The organism is Demequina gelatinilytica, from assembly GCF_000971115.1.
GTDB classification, from domain to species: Bacteria; Actinomycetota; Actinomycetes; order Actinomycetales; family Demequinaceae; genus Demequina; species Demequina gelatinilytica.
This window is the reverse complement of the sequence record NZ_BBLV01000006.1, coordinates 125751-140842: the sequence shown is the minus strand read 5'-3', so window position 1 is coordinate 140842 and position 15092 is coordinate 125751. Positions and strand designations below refer to the sequence as shown.

The 15092-nt window shown below is 71.9% G+C and carries 14 protein-coding genes and 1 riboswitch; of the genes, 6 read left to right on the top strand and 8 right to left on the bottom strand.

The window, feature by feature from the left end:
- Positions 1-67: 67 nt before the first annotated feature.
- The 8 genes from AOM00_RS06675 to AOM00_RS06640 form a co-directional block, all read right to left on the bottom strand.
- Positions 68-718, bottom strand: coding sequence for an ABC transporter ATP-binding protein (locus tag AOM00_RS06675; RefSeq protein ID WP_062517046.1), 651 nt, complete (start codon positions 716-718; stop codon positions 68-70).
- Positions 715-2355, bottom strand: coding sequence for an ABC transporter permease (locus tag AOM00_RS15700; protein WP_062517045.1), 1641 nt, complete (start codon positions 2353-2355; stop codon positions 715-717). Before AOM00_RS15700 ends, AOM00_RS06675 begins: the two co-directional genes overlap by 4 nt.
- A 15-nt stretch (positions 2356-2370) precedes the next feature.
- On the bottom strand, positions 2371-3462 hold the full coding sequence (locus AOM00_RS06665; RefSeq protein ID WP_062517044.1) for a thiamine ABC transporter substrate-binding protein: 1092 nt from the start codon (positions 3460-3462) through the stop codon (positions 2371-2373).
- Positions 3463-3481: 19 nt separating this feature from the next.
- Positions 3482-3605: riboswitch (TPP riboswitch) on the bottom strand.
- A gap of 31 nt (positions 3606-3636) precedes the next feature.
- On the bottom strand, positions 3637-4476 hold the full coding sequence (locus AOM00_RS15695; RefSeq protein ID WP_062517043.1) for a DUF2510 domain-containing protein: 840 nt from the start codon (positions 4474-4476) through the stop codon (positions 3637-3639).
- A gap of 130 nt (positions 4477-4606) precedes the next feature.
- Positions 4607-5179: a dCTP deaminase gene (dcd, locus tag AOM00_RS06655; protein ID WP_062517042.1), complete on the bottom strand. Its 573-nt coding sequence runs from the start codon at positions 5177-5179 to the stop codon at positions 4607-4609.
- A gap of 105 nt (positions 5180-5284) precedes the next feature.
- On the bottom strand, positions 5285-5572 hold the full coding sequence (locus tag AOM00_RS06650) for a PLD nuclease N-terminal domain-containing protein (protein WP_062517041.1): 288 nt from the start codon (positions 5570-5572) through the stop codon (positions 5285-5287).
- A 114-nt stretch (positions 5573-5686) separates the two neighbouring features.
- Positions 5687-7282, bottom strand: coding sequence for an SPFH domain-containing protein (locus tag AOM00_RS06645; protein ID WP_062517040.1), 1596 nt, complete (start codon positions 7280-7282; stop codon positions 5687-5689).
- 28 nt (positions 7283-7310) lie between these two features.
- On the bottom strand, positions 7311-7841 hold the full coding sequence (locus AOM00_RS06640; protein ID WP_062517039.1) for a hypothetical protein: 531 nt from the start codon (positions 7839-7841) through the stop codon (positions 7311-7313).
- Positions 7842-8257: 416 nt separating this feature from the next.
- On the opposite strand from AOM00_RS06640, the gene AOM00_RS06635 reads away from it, so the two are divergent.
- The 6 genes from AOM00_RS06635 (at position 8258) to AOM00_RS06610 (ending at position 15075) form a co-directional block, all read left to right on the top strand.
- A complete protein-coding gene (locus tag AOM00_RS06635) occupies positions 8258-10681 on the top strand; it encodes a glycoside hydrolase family 94 protein (protein ID WP_062517038.1) in 2424 nt (807 codons plus the stop codon).
- Between the two features lie 116 nt (positions 10682-10797).
- Positions 10798-11973: an anti-sigma factor domain-containing protein gene (locus AOM00_RS06630; RefSeq protein ID WP_062517037.1), complete on the top strand. Its 1176-nt coding sequence runs from the start codon at positions 10798-10800 to the stop codon at positions 11971-11973.
- A gap of 244 nt (positions 11974-12217) precedes the next feature.
- The gene (locus tag AOM00_RS06625) at positions 12218-13030 is read left to right on the top strand and encodes a DUF4397 domain-containing protein (RefSeq protein ID WP_062517036.1); all 813 of its coding nucleotides are present in this window, start codon (positions 12218-12220) and stop codon (positions 13028-13030) included.
- Positions 13031-13101: 71 nt separating this feature from the next.
- Positions 13102-13776 carry a class F sortase gene (locus tag AOM00_RS06620; RefSeq protein ID WP_062517035.1) on the top strand — a complete coding sequence of 225 codons (675 nt, stop codon included), beginning with the start codon at positions 13102-13104 and terminating at the stop codon, positions 13774-13776.
- Entirely contained in the window at positions 13773-14363 is a 591-nt protein-coding gene (locus tag AOM00_RS06615) for an RNA polymerase sigma factor (RefSeq protein WP_228373429.1), read from the top strand. Before AOM00_RS06620 ends, AOM00_RS06615 begins: the two co-directional genes overlap by 4 nt.
- Positions 14350-15075 carry an anti-sigma factor domain-containing protein gene (locus AOM00_RS06610; RefSeq protein WP_062517033.1) on the top strand — a complete coding sequence of 242 codons (726 nt, stop codon included), beginning with the start codon at positions 14350-14352 and terminating at the stop codon, positions 15073-15075. The genes AOM00_RS06615 and AOM00_RS06610 overlap by 14 nt, the downstream gene beginning before the upstream one ends.
- Positions 15076-15092: the final 17 nt, after the last annotated feature.

The following is a 15092-nucleotide window of genomic DNA, read 5'->3' as shown; positions in this document are numbered from 1 at the left end:
CTCCCGGCTGACACACCGGTGCTCGCACACGAGCGTGTGCGTGCGCCCATGTGTCAGCGGGACGCCGCTAGACGAGCAGCCCGTCCTCCATGCGCAGCACGCGGTCCGCCATCACCGACGCCTCCGCGGCATCGTGCGTCACCACCAGCCCCGTGGTGCCTGACGCGCGCAGGATGTCGCGCACCTCGACGGCCAGGCGCGAGCGGAGGTCCGCGTCGAGCGAGGACAGCGGCTCGTCGAGCGCGAGCAGCCGGGGCCGCGGAGCGAGGGACCGGGCGAGCGCGACGCGCTGCCGCTGACCGCCGCTGAGCTCGGTCACCGCGCGGGCTCCGAGCCCCGAGAGCCCCACCAGCTCGAGCAGCTCGTCGACTCGCGCGGCACGGGCCGCGCGTGCCACGCCCGCCATCTCGAGCCCGAACGCGATGTTGGCGCCCACGGTCAGATGCGGGAACAGCTGACCGTCCTGGAACACCAGCCCGAAGCTGCGCCGATGCACGGGCACGTGCGCGAGGTCCTCGCCGTCCCAGCGCACGGTCCCTGCGGAGGGCTCGACGATGCCCACCACCGCGGAGAGGAGCGAGGACTTCCCGCAGCCCGAGGGTCCCAGGAGCGCGACCGTCTCGCCACGCTCGATCTCGAGCGAGACGCCCCGCACCGCCTCGACGGGCGGCCTGCCGGGGTACGTGACGCGCAGGTCGCGGACGGCGAGCCCGCTCACAGCTCGGCTCCCACGGTGGTGCGCAGCCGTTCGGAGGCGAGCATGACGGCGGCCGTGAGGGCGGCGAGCAGGACCGATGCGGCGAAGGCCATGCCCACATTGTCGATGCCGGGGCGGCTCAGCAGGCGCGCGATCGCGGTCGGCAGGGTCGGGCGGTCGGGGCGCGCGACGAAGGCGGTGGCGCCGAACTCGCCCATGGAGATCGCGAAGGCGAACGCGATGGAGGCGGCCGTCGCGGACCGCAGCAGCGGGGCGTCCACGCGCCACAGCACGCGCCATGGCGAGGCGCCCAGGGTCGCGGCGGCGGCCCGCAGGCGCGGGTCGATCGCGCGCGCCGCGGGAACCAGGGCGCGCACCATGAGCGGCAGGGCGACCACGGCCTGCGCGATGGGGACCAGCCACCATGAGGCGCGCAGGTCCACGCCGAGCACGGAGCGGTTGAGCGTGAGCAGGAGCCCCAGGCCCACCACCACGGCGGAGACCCCGAGCGGCAGCATCACCAGCGACTCGAGCACCGAGGCCCGCCGGGAGCGCCGCGCCACCAGCTGCGCGGTCACGATGCCCACGGCGGCCGCCATCGCCGTCGCGACCAGGGCCGTCAGGAGGGAGGTCACGGCCGCCTGCCACAGCGGTGCCGACAGCGTCGAGCGTGCCGGCGGCTCGCCGAACAGGTGCCGGTAGTGGTCGAGGCCGTAGCCGTCGGAGGTGCGCAACGACCGCTCGACCAGGGCGATCGCGGGCAGGGTGATCAGCACGAGCGTGGGGGTGAGCGCGAGGGCGATCCCCAGGCGCTCGCGGCGGCGCGGCGCGCGGGCCTCCTCGACGCCCGCCGGTGGCCGGGGCGCGCGCGCACGCGCGCTCACCCAGAGCGCGATGCCGACGAACACCACCTGGACCAGCGCGAGCACGGCGGCGGCGCGCAGGTCGAGGAACTGGTTGACCTGCAGGTAGATCTCCGTCTCGACGGTGCGGATGCGCGAGCCGCCGAGCACCAGCACCAGGGCGAAGGAGGTCGAGCAGAACAGCATCACCACCGCCGCGGCGCTCGCGATCGCGGGGCGGAGCGCGGGCATCGTCACCCGCACGAACGCACGGAACGGCGAGGCCCCGAGGGTGCGCGCCGCATCGGCCATGCGCGGCGACAGCGACTCCCACGCCCCGCCGACGATGCGCACCACCACCGAGATGTTGAAGAACACGAGCGCGAGCACGATCGCCGCCATGGACTGGTCCAGCCCCAGGGAGCCGAGGAGCCCCGAGCGTGCGAACAGCGCCTGGAAGGCCGCCGCGACCACGATGGTCGGGAGCACGAACGGCACGGTCACCACGGCGCGCACGGTCCGGGCGCCGCGCCACCGGAAGCGCGACAGCGCCCACGCGGCAGGGACCCCCAGCAGCAGCGAGCCCAGCGTGCCGAGCGCCGCGAGCACCACGGTGGTGCCGATCGCGTGGAGCGTCCGCGACCGGGAGAGCACCTCCAACGCGCCGGCGAGGTCCCCGCCACCGACCCCGTCCTCACCCAGGAGCCCCCGCACGATGACGGTGCCCGCGGGCCACAGGAAGAACAGCCCGAGGAAGCCGACCGGCAGCGCCGCGAGCGCCCACCAGAGGCGGGCGCTCGCGGGCCAGGGCTTCATCGGGTGCTTCTCAGATCAGTCGAGGACCGTGGCGGTCCAGTCGGCGATCCACTCATCGCGGTGCGCGTCGATGTCCGCCGGGTCGACGGTGTACGGGTCGGTCGCGAGGGGCGCGAACTCCGCCCAGTCGGCGGGCACCTCGGCAGAGGAGGACACGGGGTAGACGTACATGTACTCCGGAAGCGTCTCCTGGAAGGCGTCGGAGAGCAGCCAGTCGACCACGGCCTGCGCGCCCGCGGGGTTCTCCGCACCCTCGAGGACACCCGCGTACTCGACCTGGCGGAAGCAGGTGTCGAGCATGGCGGCGGTGGTGGGCTCGCCGTCGATCACCTCGTAGGGCGGGGAGGAGGCGTAGCTGAGCACGATGGGGTAGTCGCCGCCGTAGTTGGGCGCCGAGAAGTCCGTGTAGTAGGTGTCGGACCACGATGCCGTGACGCGGACGTCGTTCGCCCGCATCGCCTCCCACCAGTCGAGCCAGCCGTCGCCCAGCGCCGCCTCGGTCGCGAGCATGAACGCGAGCCCGGGGGAGGAGGTCGCGGGGTTGGTGACCGAGACCATGCCGGAGTACGCGGAGTCGGTGAGCTCCTCGAGCGTCGGGGCGCCGTCCGGGAAGGCCGCGAGGTCGTAGTTGAGGCACACGTCCGAGTAGTCGACCGCGGTGAGGAGGTCCTCCGCGCCGGGGACGGCGTAGGCGGCGGCATCGGCGGCCGCGGGGGCGGTGGCCGCGTACGGCGCGAGCACGCCGTTGTCGACCGCACGCGACGCGAACGTGTTGTCGATGCCGTAGACCACGTCGCCCAGCGGGGCGTCCTTGGTCAGCACCAGCTGGTTGACCAGCGTGCCCGCGTCGCCGGGCTGCACCAGCTCGACGTCGATGCCGGACTCGGCCTCGAAGGCGGCCAGCACATCGTCCGGCACCGCGAAGCTGTCGTGCGTGACCAGCCGGACGGTGCCGCCGACGTCGGCGGACGATGCGGTGGTCGGCGCGGCCGTCGCGGCATCGTCCCCGCTGGACGAGGCCTCGGGGTCTGCGGCCGTGGAGCAGGCCGCGAGGGTCAACGTGGAGATGGCTGCGGCCGTGACGGCCGCGGTGCGCGTGACGCGCATGTTTTCCTCCCGGAATAGGAGGGGACGAGACTCGACTCCCTACGCCGGTGCGAGCCGGATCAGGTTCGAGGGTCTGCGGCGTTCCGCACTCTCAGCGCCCTGGCCCCGGGTTGTCCCCGGGAAGCGCTCCCCTGTCGTGTCCGGCCAGGATAGCGCGCGCACCGCAGGTCGCCGTCAGCCGACCTCGACCGAGTTCAGCAGCGACTCGAGAGTGTCGACACCCGATCCCAGGGTGTCGCTTCCGTTCGTGTAGATGAGCACCTGGCTGCGGCCGTCGACGATGACTCCGACGGTGTTCTGGATCTGAAGTCCGTACATGGGGAAGCCGAACTCGATGATGTAGCCGCCGAGCCCACGTGTGGTCGTGACAGCGCGCTGCGCCGTGATCTCGACGTCCTCCACGCCTGCCGTCGCGTTCGACACGAAGGCCAGAGCCTCGAGCCGGGCGGAACTGGGTCCGCCGACGTCGGGCACGCTGATGGCCACGGCCGAGACGCCGCCGTTCACCAGGTCGCCCGAGACCAGCCACGCACCGTCCACGAAGAGCTCGCCGCCCATCTGGTCCGCCGCCTGAGACTCGATCAGGTCGGCGCCGATGACATCGGAGATGTCCTGCCACGACGGGTCGTACGCCACGCTGCCGCCTCCGTCCAGGATGGGCATCGCCGTCCAGGTCGTCGAGACCGGCGCCTCGAGCGTCTGGCCGCCCTCGGACCCGGTCGCCGCTCCCGCGTCACCGCTGCCGGTCGCACCCTCGATCGCGGCGACCACGCCCGAGTAGACCAGGTAGCCCACCACCAGCGCCGCGACAGCGCTTCCGATGATCTTCCCCAGGTTGCGGCGCGCGGGCTCGGGCTGCGCGAACGGGTCGGTCCCGGGGGTTGCGAACGGCTCGGCCTCGGCGGGAGCGACCTGCTCGGTCCACGCGGCGCCGTCCCACCACCGCCGGCGCGAGGCATCGCTCGGGTCCGGGTACCAACCCGCGGCCGGTGAGGTCGTGTTCTCGGTGGTCATGCATTCCCCCTCAGACGTGTGGCATGGAGTGCCACGCTGTTCTGTGGTGAGAGGGAACGCGGTCGCCGTGATGACGCCGGGCCGTGCGGATCAGGCCGTTCGTGACCGCATCGTGACCTGACGCGCCGCGCTACACGTCGATGCGGTGGAAGCTCTTCCAGCTGAGCGACGCGGTGGGGCCGCGCTGGCCGCGGTAGCGCGAGCCGTACCGCTCCGAGCCGTACGGGTGCTCCGCGGGGGAGGACAGGCGGAAGAAGCACAGCTGGCCGATCTTCATGCCCGGCCACAGGTTGATGGGCAGCGTCGCGGTGTTCGACAGCTCGAGCGTGACGTTGCCCTCGAAGCCGGGATCGATGAAGCCCGCGGTCGAGTGCGTGAGCAGACCCAGGCGGCCCAGCGAGGACTTGCCCTCGAGACGCGCGGCGATGTCGTCCGGCAGCGTCACCGACTCATAGGTGGACCCGAGCACGAACTCGCCCGGGTGCAGCACGAACGGCCCGTCGGCGATGTCCACCAGGCGCGTGAGCTCGGGCTGCTCCGCCGCCGGGTCGATCGCGGCGTACTTGTGGTTGTCGAACACGCGGAAGAAGCGGTCGAGGCGCACATCGATCGAGGAGGGCTGGACCATCTCGGGGTCCCAGGGGTCGAGAGCGACCCTGCCCGAAGCGATCTCAGCGCGGATGTCCCTGTCCGAGAGAAGCATGGTGCCCAACCTAGCGCCCGCCCCGACGTCCTGCGAGGTGCTGAGTGCTCGAATCGCGCGGATGCGAGCACTCAGCACCTCGCAGGGCGCAGGCGAGACCTGCGTTCAGCCGCCGAACTGGCCGCGCCGGCGGCGCTCCTGCTCGTTGAGCCACACGCGGTAGGCGGGGTCGTCGTCCGGCGCGAGCGGCGCCGGAGGCATCTGCCGCTGCCCGGGGCCGCCGAGCAGCTTGAGCAGGATCCACGCACCCGACCCGACCCACGGCACCAGCAGCACGATGAGGATCCACACGGCCTTGGGCAGGTTCCGCGGGTTGTCCGAGGGCTGCTGGACGATGTCCGCGAGCGCGTACACCGTCATCGCGATGTACAGCAGGAACGGCAGATAGCGCATGACGGCAACGTAGCGGGGACGATGCGCGCGCACCAGGGTCAGGCGCCGTCGCGCCGGAAACGTGCGACGGCCCCCGCGGGAGGATCCGCGGGGGCCGTCGCTGCGAGCTGCTGCTCAGACGTGCGTGACGCCCGGGAGGTCAGGATCGGCCTGACCCCGTGCATCGTGCCCCGCCTCGACGGCGGCCCGTCCGGCGGCCGCGCCGCCCACGGCGCCCTTGATGAGGTCGCTGATGCCGAAGCCGGTGACGGAGGTCATGACCTCCTCGGTCTCGGTGAACAGGTTGGCCGCCTGGCGCGTGACCGCCGAGGCGCCCTCGGTCGACACGACCGTGAGGCTGTCGATCGAGGCCATGGCCTTGCCCATCTCGCCCACGATCGCGGGCATGCCGTCGAGCGCGATCTCGAGGATGCCGACCTGCGGCATGTTCTCGTAGGCCGTCTTCTTGGCCTCGATGCCCTCGGCCTCGGCCTTGCCCTTCGCGGCGATCGCGGAGGCCTCGGCCTCACCCTTCGCCTTGACGGAGGAGGCCTCGGCCAGACCCTGGGCCTCGACCACGCGGGCCGCGGCGGAACCGCGTGCCTCGTCGGCCGCGGCCTCGGCCTTGCCTCGCGCCTCGAACACGGCGGCGTCGGACAGACCGCGCGCCTGGTTCGCGGCAGCCTCGGACTCACCGGCCTGGCGGGTCGCCTCGGCGGCGCCCTTGGCCTTGGAGATCGCGGCCTCACGTGCGGCCTCGGCCTCGACCTTCATCGCGTACGCGCCGGCGTCCGCGGGCTTGCGAACCTCCGACTCGAGGCGCATCTCGGTGACCTCGGCACGCTTGGCCTCGGCCAGGCGCTCCTGCTCGTAGATCTCGACGTTGCGCTGCGCCTCGGCGATGGGGCCGGCGGCCTTGGCGTTCGCCTCGGCGGTGTCGGTGTCCTGCTGGATCTCGGCCATGCGGAGCGCGAGCGTGCGGTTCGCCTCGGCGATCTGCTGCTCGGCGGCGGCGCGCTTCTGCTCGGATTCGCGGCGGGCCTCGGCCTCGGCGATCTCCGCATCGCGGCGCGCGATGGCGGCCTGACGACGTCCCAGGTCCTGGATGTAGCCGGACGGCGTGGTGACGGACTGGATGTTCAGCCCCTCGAGCACCAGGCCCCACTCGGAGCACGCCTCGCCGGTGACCTTCATGACGCGGTCCTTGAGCGTCTCGCGGTCGGAGTTGATGTCCTCGACGGACATGGTGCCCACGATGGCGCGCATGTCGCCCTCGATGTTCTGCTGGACGAACGCCTCGATGTTGAGGGGGTTCACGTTGAAGCGCTCGATCGCGGCGCGGACCGAGGCCTCGTCGCCGCCGATCTTCACGTTCGCGACGCCCTCGAGGTTGACCAGGATGTTCTGGTTCGAGGGGGAGTCCTGGACCCGCCACGCGATCTGGCGGGTCTCGAGCGACACCTTGTTGTAGCGCTGCGTGAACGGCACCACGAAGACGCCGCCACCGCCCAGGACCACCTTTGACGGCACGGGGCGCGTCTCGTAGGCGACGGTGCCGTCGGCCTTGCGGATGGGTACCTGGGTCTTCGACTTCGAGCCCGAGACCACGAACGCCTCGTCCGGGTCCGAGACCTTGTAGCGCGACGCGATGGCCCACACCACCACGATCGCGGCCACCACGCTGGCGGCGATGGCGATCAGGGTGATCGCGCTGCCGTCGAGGTTGAACATGTACTGCCCCCTTGTGTGTACGAGGTCCCTAGGCGGAGTGCCGGGAGACCTTGATCTGGTTGCTCGCGAGAACGGCGTCGACGACCACGTCGTCGCCCGCCTTCAGCGGCTCGTCGGAGCGGAAGCTCATGCGGCGGTTCTGACCCAGGAACGGCACCAGCGCGGTGCCCAGCCCGCCCGGCGCCGGCGGCGCCTCGATGACGGTGACGATGCGGCCCACCATGGCGTTCAGATCCGTCGCGCCGTCCTCCTGCTGCTGGCTCATGAACACGCGGTGCGCGCCGAAGGCGAGGAGCCAGCCGGCCACCGCGCCCGCGAGGCCGATCGCGATGACCACGCCCAGGCTCGGGTCGTCCATCCCGAAGGTCGCCGCCGCGCCCGCAAAACCGAAGCCGGCGACGGTGGCCGCTGTGGTGGTCGAGCTCAGGGCGCCGTCGGGGAGGATGTCGAGCGCGACGTCGAAGATGTCGCCGACCACCGCGGAGATGATCGCGAAGACCAGCGCGAGGCCTCCCAGTCCCAGCAGCATGTATCCGACGGTCACGGTCTCGAGGCCCATGTCACTCGCCTTCCGTAGGTAGCGCGGGCGCGCTCGCGCCCCGATCTGGCCAGGGACGATGCGCCGTGCGGTCCGCGCGTCCGCGCCTCGGGCGCGGCGTCGGTGGGCAGGGCATGCCGCGAATCTAGCGGTCGGGGACCTCGGGCACCAGGAGCGATGGGGTCGGCGCGGCGCTCGCGAGCAAGACGGACCTGCCGCCGGGCGTCGGGGGAGGTGCTCAGTGCCCGAATCCGGCAGATTCGGGCACCGAGCACCTCCCAGCGCGATCGGAGACCTCTTGGCGCGTTCCGGTGAGCCGCCCTCGCGACCCCGGGACTTTCAGGGGTCGCAACGCACGAATCGTTTCGATTACAGTGGGGGCAACACGCCCGAGAGAGCGCTCTCACGGCAACGCAGCCAGACGAAAGGCACCACCCATGCAGTTCGGCCACTTCGACGACGAAGCGCGCGAGTACGTCATCACGACGCCCCACACGCCGTACCCGTGGATCAACTACCTGGGTGCCCAGGACTTCTTCGGGCTGGTGTCGCACACCGGCGGCGGCTACTCGTTCTACCGCGACGCGAAGCTGCGCCGCCTCACGCGCTACCGCTACAACAACGTGCCGGTGGACGACGGCGGCCGCTACTTCTCCATCAACGATGGCGGCGACGTGTGGAGCCCCGGCTTCCGTCCCTACAAGACCGAGCTCGACTCGTTCGAGACCCGCCACGGCATGGGCTACACGCGCATCACCGGCTCCCGCAACGGCCTCGAGGCGAGCGTCCTGCTCTTCGTCCCCGTCGACGTCAACGCGGAGATCCACCGCGTCGAGCTGACCAACACCTCGGGCGCCCCCAAGAGCTTCTCGCTCTTCAGCTTCCTCGAGTTCAACCTCTGGAACGCCGAGGACGACCAGACCAACTACCAGCGCAACCTCTCGATCGGCGAGGTCGAGGTGGTCGACGGCGCGATCTATCACAAGACCGAGTACCGCGAGCGTCGCGACCACTACGCCGTCTACGGCGTGAACGCGGAGATCGCGGGCTTCGACACCGACCGCGACACCTTCCTCGGCTTCGGCAACGGCTTCGACGAGGCCGCCGTCCCGCACGCGGGCAAGGCCGGCAACTCCGTCGCCTCCGGCTGGTACCCCATCGCCTCGCACCAGCTCGAGGTCAGCCTCGAGCCCGGCGAGTCCAAGGCCTTCACGTTCGTGCTCGGCTACCTCGAGAACCCGCGCGACGACAAGTGGGAGGCGCCCGGCGTCATCCGCAAGGACGGCGCGCGCGAGCTGCTCGAGAGGTTCGCCACCGATGAGCAGACGCTCGCCGAGTTCGAGAAGCTCAACGCCTACTGGGACGGCCTGCTGGGCTCGTACACCGTCGAGTCGGGCCACGAGAAGCTCGACCGCATGGTCAACATCTGGAACCAGTACCAGTGCATGGTGACCTACAACATGTCCCGCTCGGCCTCGTTCTTCGAGACCGGCATGGGCCGCGGCATGGGCTTCCGCGACTCGTCGCAGGACCTGCTCGGCTTCGTCCACCTGGTCCCCGAGCGCGCCCGTGAGCGCATCATCGACATCGCCTCGACGCAGTTCGAGGACGGCAGCGCGTACCACCAGTACCAGCCGCTCACCAAGCGCGGGAACCACACGCTGGGCTCGGGCTTCAACGACGACCCGCTGTGGCTGATCCTCGGCGTCGCCGCCTACATCAAGGAGACCGGCGACTTCGCGATCCTCGACGAGGCGGTGCCGTTCGACAACGACGAGTCCAAGGCCGCCTCCCTCATGGAGCACCTCAAGCGCTCGTTCGACCACCCGCTCAACAACCGCGGCCCGCACGGTCTCCCGCTCATCGGCCGCGCCGACTGGAACGACTGCCTCAACCTCAACTGCTTCTCCACCGAGCCCGGCGAGTCCTTCCAGACCACCGGCAACCGCACCGGCGGCGTCGCGGAGTCGATCTTCATCGCCGGCATGTTCGCGGCGATCGGGCCGGACTATGCGGCGCTCGCGCGCCGTCGTGGGGACGATGCCGAGGCGGACCGCGCGGAGAAGGCCATCGAGGAGATGAAGGCCGCCGTCATCGAGCACGGCTGGGACGGCGAGTGGTTCCTGCGCGCCTACGACTACTTCGGCAACAAGGTCGGCTCCGCCGAGAACCCCGAGGGCCAGATCTGGATCGAGCCGCAGGGCTTCTGCATCATGGGCGGCATCGGCGTCGAGGAGGGCCTCGCGGCCAAGGCCCTCGATGCGGTCGAGGAGCGCCTGGGTACCGACCACGGCATCGTGCTGCTCAACCCGGCCTACACCGAGTATCACGTCGAGCTGGGCGAGGTCACGTCCTACCCGCCGGGCTACAAGGAGAACGCGGGCATCTTCTGCCACAACAACCCGTGGGTCATCATCGCGGAGACCGTGGTGGGCCGCTCCGAGCAGGCGTGGGACCACTACAAGCGCATCACGCCCGCGTACCGCGAGGAGATCTCCGAGGTGCACCGCCTCGAGCCCTACGTCTACGCGCAGATGATCGCCGGCAAGGACGCGATCCGTCACGGCGAGGCCAAGAACTCGTGGCTCACGGGCACCGCGTCGTGGAACTTCGTGACCGTCTCCCAGTACCTGCTGGGCGTGCGCGCCGACTACGACGGCCTGGTGGTCGACCCGTGCATCGGCGCCGAGGTCTCCGAGTACACGGTCCGCCGCGTGATCCGCGGCGCGACCTACGTCATCAAGGTGACCAACTCGGGTGGCAAGGGCGCGTCGCTCACCGTGGACGGAGAGGCCGTTGAGGGGTCGCTCGTCCCGTACGCCGCGCCGGGCTCCGTGGTGGAGGTCGTCGCGACGGTCTGAACCGGTGAAGGTCGAGGCTGAGGGCGCCGCGGTTGCCGCGGCGCCCTCGCTATGCCGGTGGGGGTGTCGGGTCCCGGGAGGTGCGTGGCACACTGCCGTGGAACAGGGGGTTGCGCATGTGTGAGCCTGAGGTCGAGGACGCGTACCGGGAGTCCGGCGCGCTGGTTCACACCCTCGCGCTGCGCTCGCTCGGCTCCGTCGAGGAGGCCGAGGACATCGTCCGCCGCGTCTTCGCGTCCGCCGCCGCGTCCGGCGCGCTCGACTCGCGCGAGCTCCTGCACGAGGCCGCGGACCGGATCACGGGCGACCTCGAGCGGCGCGTGCGCGCCAAGCTCGTGGCCCTGGACGATGCGCCCACGGACGGGGAGGCCGTCACCGACGCCTCCGCGGTGCTCGCCGAGGCGGACCGCATCCTCATCGCCGCGGCTCTCGACGGGCTCGAGGAGGACCGTCGCATCGTGCTCCAGCGCGCGCTGGTCGAGGGCGAGCCGCGGTTCGAGCTCGCGCGCTGCCTCGAGATGCCCGAGGACGATCTCGAGGTGCTCCTGCGCGACTCGTTGCTCGCGCTCTGGACGGGCCCGAGGCCCGGGGAGGGCCACGTGCCCGTCGAGTCGCTCGCGTCGCGCGCGCTCGGGATCCGCATCGCGGACGGAGGGCGCGAGCACATCGCGCAGTGCCGCGAGTGCAAGACGGCCTGGCGCTCTCTCAACGACCTGGTCGGCGCGGTGACGCGCATGCGCGTCACGGGCGCGGTGGTCCCTCCGCGCGACGGCCTGTGGGACGAGGTCCGCGACGCCGTCGATGCGGGCGCACCGGTCGAGGTCGACTGGCGAGCCCAGGCGAGGGACGATGCGGCACGCGCCCAGCGCCGCCGCACCATGGTGATGGGTGTCGCGATCGTCGCCTCGAGCCTGCTGGTCGCGCTCGCGGTCGCGCTCGGGCAGGCGTTCATGCAGGACGACCGAGCCGCGATCGCCTCCGCGACGCTCGAGGACCCGCGCTCCGGTGCCGATGCCGGTCAGGTCTGGATCGAGGAGACCTCCGACGGCGACCAGGTGCTGGTCATCGACGGCGTGTACCGCGAGTATCCCGATGCGTACCTCGAGGCGTGGCTCGTCAGCGGCGAGGTGCCGCCCGTCTCGCTCGGTCAGGTCACCTCTGCGCACCACGAGGTGGCGCTCCCCGCCGGGCTTCCGAGCGCGGTGGGTGCCCGGATCGAGATCAGCCGCGAGCCCTGGGACGGGGACCCGGCACGCACCGGCGACGTGATCGCCGCCGGCGACCTCGACTGAACGTTCCCCGTCCCCCCGCCGCCCTCCGACAGCCGCAACGGACCTTGTCCTGGTTCGCCGGCGTGTCGCCGCGCATCGTCCCCCTGGCACGGCGTGTCGCGCCGAACTCCGTTGGAAGTGTCGGGTGAGCAGTTCGCTCACAGCGAAATCAACCGGCGGGTGCATCCAAGCGCGGCCCTTCCCCGGAAGTACCGGACAGAGGCGCGTCGCACCCCGGCGGCCGCCCGGATGGAAGGAGATGGACATGCGCACCTCGATCCTCGCCGGCATCGCCGCCGGCACGCTGCTCGCAGCGGGTACCGCTGCTCCGGCGCTCGCCGTCGACGACGGGAAGGCCGAGCTCTCGGTGCTCCACGGCGTCCCGGACCTCACCGTCGACGTCTACGTGGACGGCGCCCTCACGCTCGACGACTTCGCGCCGGGCGACCTCGCGGGTCCGCTGGACCTCGATCCCGGCACCTACTCCGTCGCGATCACCGCCGCCGATGCGGCCGACGACTCCGACCCCGTGCTCGGACCCGTCGACCTGCCCCTCGAGGAGGGGATGAGCTACACCGCCGTGGCGCACCTCGACGAGGCAGGCGACCCGACGGCGACGCTCTTCACCAACGACCTCACCGCGCCCGCCTCGGGCGAGGGCCGCCTGACGGTGCGCCATGTCGCAGCCGCCCCCGCGGTCGACGTGTGGGCCGACGGCGACGTGGTCTTCGAGAGCCTCGCCAACCCCGACGAGGTCATGGCGGACCTGCCGGTGGGGACCTACGAGGCTGCGGTCTCCCTCGCGGGTGAGACCGACCCTGTGCTCGGGCCCACCGACGTGGCCATCGAGGAGGCGGTCAACACCATCGTGTACGCGTGGGGCTCGGCCGAGGGCGGCAGCCTTGCGGTCGCCGCGCAGACGGTCGCGACGCACGCGGACATGCCCGGCGCGGTGAGCGCCGGCACCCAGGGCCTCGCCGCGGACGATGCGGGCGTCCCGGTGGGCGTCGTGGTGGCCGCAGGACTCGTGCTGATCGCAGGCGGGTTCGCGACCCGGGCCGTGCTGGTCCGCCGCTGACGTCCACTCCCGGAGCGGGGCGCGGCTCCCCCTCGCGCCCCGCTCCGACCTTGTCCGACAGGAGGCTCGCCATGCGAACGGGATGCGTCCCCCGCATCGGGACCGCGGCGGTGCTCGCCGCCCTGCTCGCCGCGTGTGCCCCGGCCGAGGGTCGGACGGCGGTGCCCACGGTGCCGACCCCCGGCTCGGCGTCATCGCCCGACACGGTCGCGGCCGTGACGGCACCCGTCATCGTCGGCCCGGTGGCGGTGCAGCGCGCCGACGCGCGCGTGGTGGCGCGGCGCTCCGCGCCGGCGCGGCTCGTGGTCGAGCGGCTCGGTATCGACATGCCGGTGGTCGGCGTCGGGCTCGACGCTGAAGGCGGCATGGAGCTCCCGGACAGCGCGGAGACGGCCGGATGGTTCCGCGCGGCGGGGAACCCCGGCGGCGGTCCGCGCGGGGACGGGAACGCCGTGCTGGCGGCCCACGTGGACGATGGCGTGGTCGGGTTGGGCCCCTTCGCAGCCCTGCGCGAGGCGCGCCCCGGCGACCGCGTCCTGGTGGGCCTCGACGACGGGCGAACGGTCGTCTACCTGGTCGACCGCGTCGAGCAGACGTCCAAGCGCGAGGTCGACCTCTCGGTGGCGTTCGGGGCCGCCGAGAGGGCCCTCGTGCTGGTGACGTGTGGTGGACGTTGGGATGCCGACGTGCGACATTACGAGGACAACGTCCTCGTCTGGGCCTACCCCGAGGATGATCCCCGGTGAGCGTGAGGGCGGCGATGGTGGCGGAGGCGGTCGAGCCTGAGGGCGCGTCCGACGACCGCTCGCTCGACCACGAGTTCGCCGCAGGGGCCGACGGATCGCTCGAGCGCCTGTACCGGGAGTCCTCGTCGCTCGTCTTCACCCTGGCTCTGCGCGCGCTCGGCGACCGGGCCGAGGCCGAGGACGTCACCCAGCAGATCTACGTCGCGGCGTGGAGGTCGCGGACCGGCTTCGATCCCGACCGCGGCTCGGCGCGCGGCTGGGTGGTCGGGATCGCGCGTCGCGTGATCGCCGACGCGCTCGCCTCGCGCACGCGGGACCGCCGCCGCCTCGACGCGGCGCGCCAGGCCGTCGAGGAGTCCACGGCGGACCCGCTCGCGCACGAGGCCGACCGCATCGTGGTGCGAGGCGAGGTCGAGAACCTCGGGCCGCCGCGGTCGACCATCGTGAAGCTCGCGTTCTTCGAGGGGCGCACCCATGAACAGATCGCGACCGAGCTGCGGATGCCGCTCGGTACGGTCAAGAGCCACCTGAGGCGTTCCCTGGTGGCGTTGCGACGAGGATTGGAGGCCGCCGATGCGTCACTGTGACGATGCGACCCTGGCCGCGATCGCGCTCGGCGATCCGGTCGATGCCTCCGACGCGGCTCACGTCGCGGCGTGCGAACGCTGCGCCCGCGAGGTCGACGCGCTCCGTGCGCTCCAGGCGACGCTGGTGGACGCGGGGTCCTCGTCGCCCCTCGTCGCGGCGCCGGACGCTCTCTGGTCCGCGATCGAGGCCGAGGTGGCTGCCGGGGACGATGCGGCGCCAGCGAGGACGGTGCCGCTCACGTCCGCGCGTGGCGTGCGGCGTCGTCGCGAGCCGGACCACATGTTCCGCCCGTGGGTGGTCGGGGCAGCGGCGGCCGCCGGCGTCGCGATCGGTGCGTTCGGGGTCTCGCTGCTCGCCCGCGATGGCGCTCCAAGCGAGGTGCTCGTCGCGCAGGCCTCCCTCGCGGACCTCGCGACCGAGGCCCCAGCGGGCACCGCCCGCGTCGAGCAGCGGGACGACGGCTCCGAGGTGCTCGTGGTCGACACGACCTACGTCGCGACGCAGGCGGGCTCTCTCGAGGTGTGGCTGATCGACCCCGAGGTGGTCGGGATGGTGTCGGTGGGCTTCCTCACCGGCGACCACGGGGAGTTCGAGATCCCGCCGGGCTACGACGTCGCGAGCTTCCCCATCGTCGACATCTCGATCGAGCCGGCCGACGGCGACCCGACGCACTCGGGCGACTCGATCACCCGCGGCGTCCTCGAAGGCTGACGGCCGGACGCGCCGGT

What these genes read in the sequence shown, in the direction of transcription:
- AOM00_RS15700 (WP_062517045.1), bottom strand. Translation starts at nt 2,355, where the DNA reads ATGAAGCCCTGGCCCGCGAGCGCCCGCCTCTGGTGGGCGCTCGCGGCG.
- AOM00_RS06665 (WP_062517044.1), bottom strand. Translation starts at nt 3,462, where the DNA reads ATGCGCGTCACGCGCACCGCGGCCGTCACGGCCGCAGCCATCTCCACG.
- AOM00_RS15695 (WP_062517043.1), bottom strand. Translation starts at nt 4,476, where the DNA reads ATGACCACCGAGAACACGACCTCACCGGCCGCGGGTTGGTACCCGGAC.
- dcd (WP_062517042.1), bottom strand. Translation starts at nt 5,179, where the DNA reads ATGCTTCTCTCGGACAGGGACATCCGCGCTGAGATCGCTTCGGGCAGG.
- AOM00_RS06650 (WP_062517041.1), bottom strand. Translation starts at nt 5,572, where the DNA reads ATGCGCTATCTGCCGTTCCTGCTGTACATCGCGATGACGGTGTACGCG.
- AOM00_RS06645 (WP_062517040.1), bottom strand. Translation starts at nt 7,282, where the DNA reads ATGTTCAACCTCGACGGCAGCGCGATCACCCTGATCGCCATCGCCGCC.
- AOM00_RS06640 (WP_062517039.1), bottom strand. Translation starts at nt 7,841, where the DNA reads ATGGGCCTCGAGACCGTGACCGTCGGATACATGCTGCTGGGACTGGGA.
- AOM00_RS06635 (WP_062517038.1), top strand. Translation starts at nt 8,258, where the DNA reads ATGCAGTTCGGCCACTTCGACGACGAAGCGCGCGAGTACGTCATCACG.
- AOM00_RS06630 (WP_062517037.1), top strand. Translation starts at nt 10,798, where the DNA reads ATGTGTGAGCCTGAGGTCGAGGACGCGTACCGGGAGTCCGGCGCGCTG.
- AOM00_RS06625 (WP_062517036.1), top strand. Translation starts at nt 12,218, where the DNA reads ATGCGCACCTCGATCCTCGCCGGCATCGCCGCCGGCACGCTGCTCGCA.
- AOM00_RS06620 (WP_062517035.1), top strand. Translation starts at nt 13,102, where the DNA reads ATGCGAACGGGATGCGTCCCCCGCATCGGGACCGCGGCGGTGCTCGCC.
- AOM00_RS06610 (WP_062517033.1), top strand. Translation starts at nt 14,350, where the DNA reads ATGCGTCACTGTGACGATGCGACCCTGGCCGCGATCGCGCTCGGCGAT.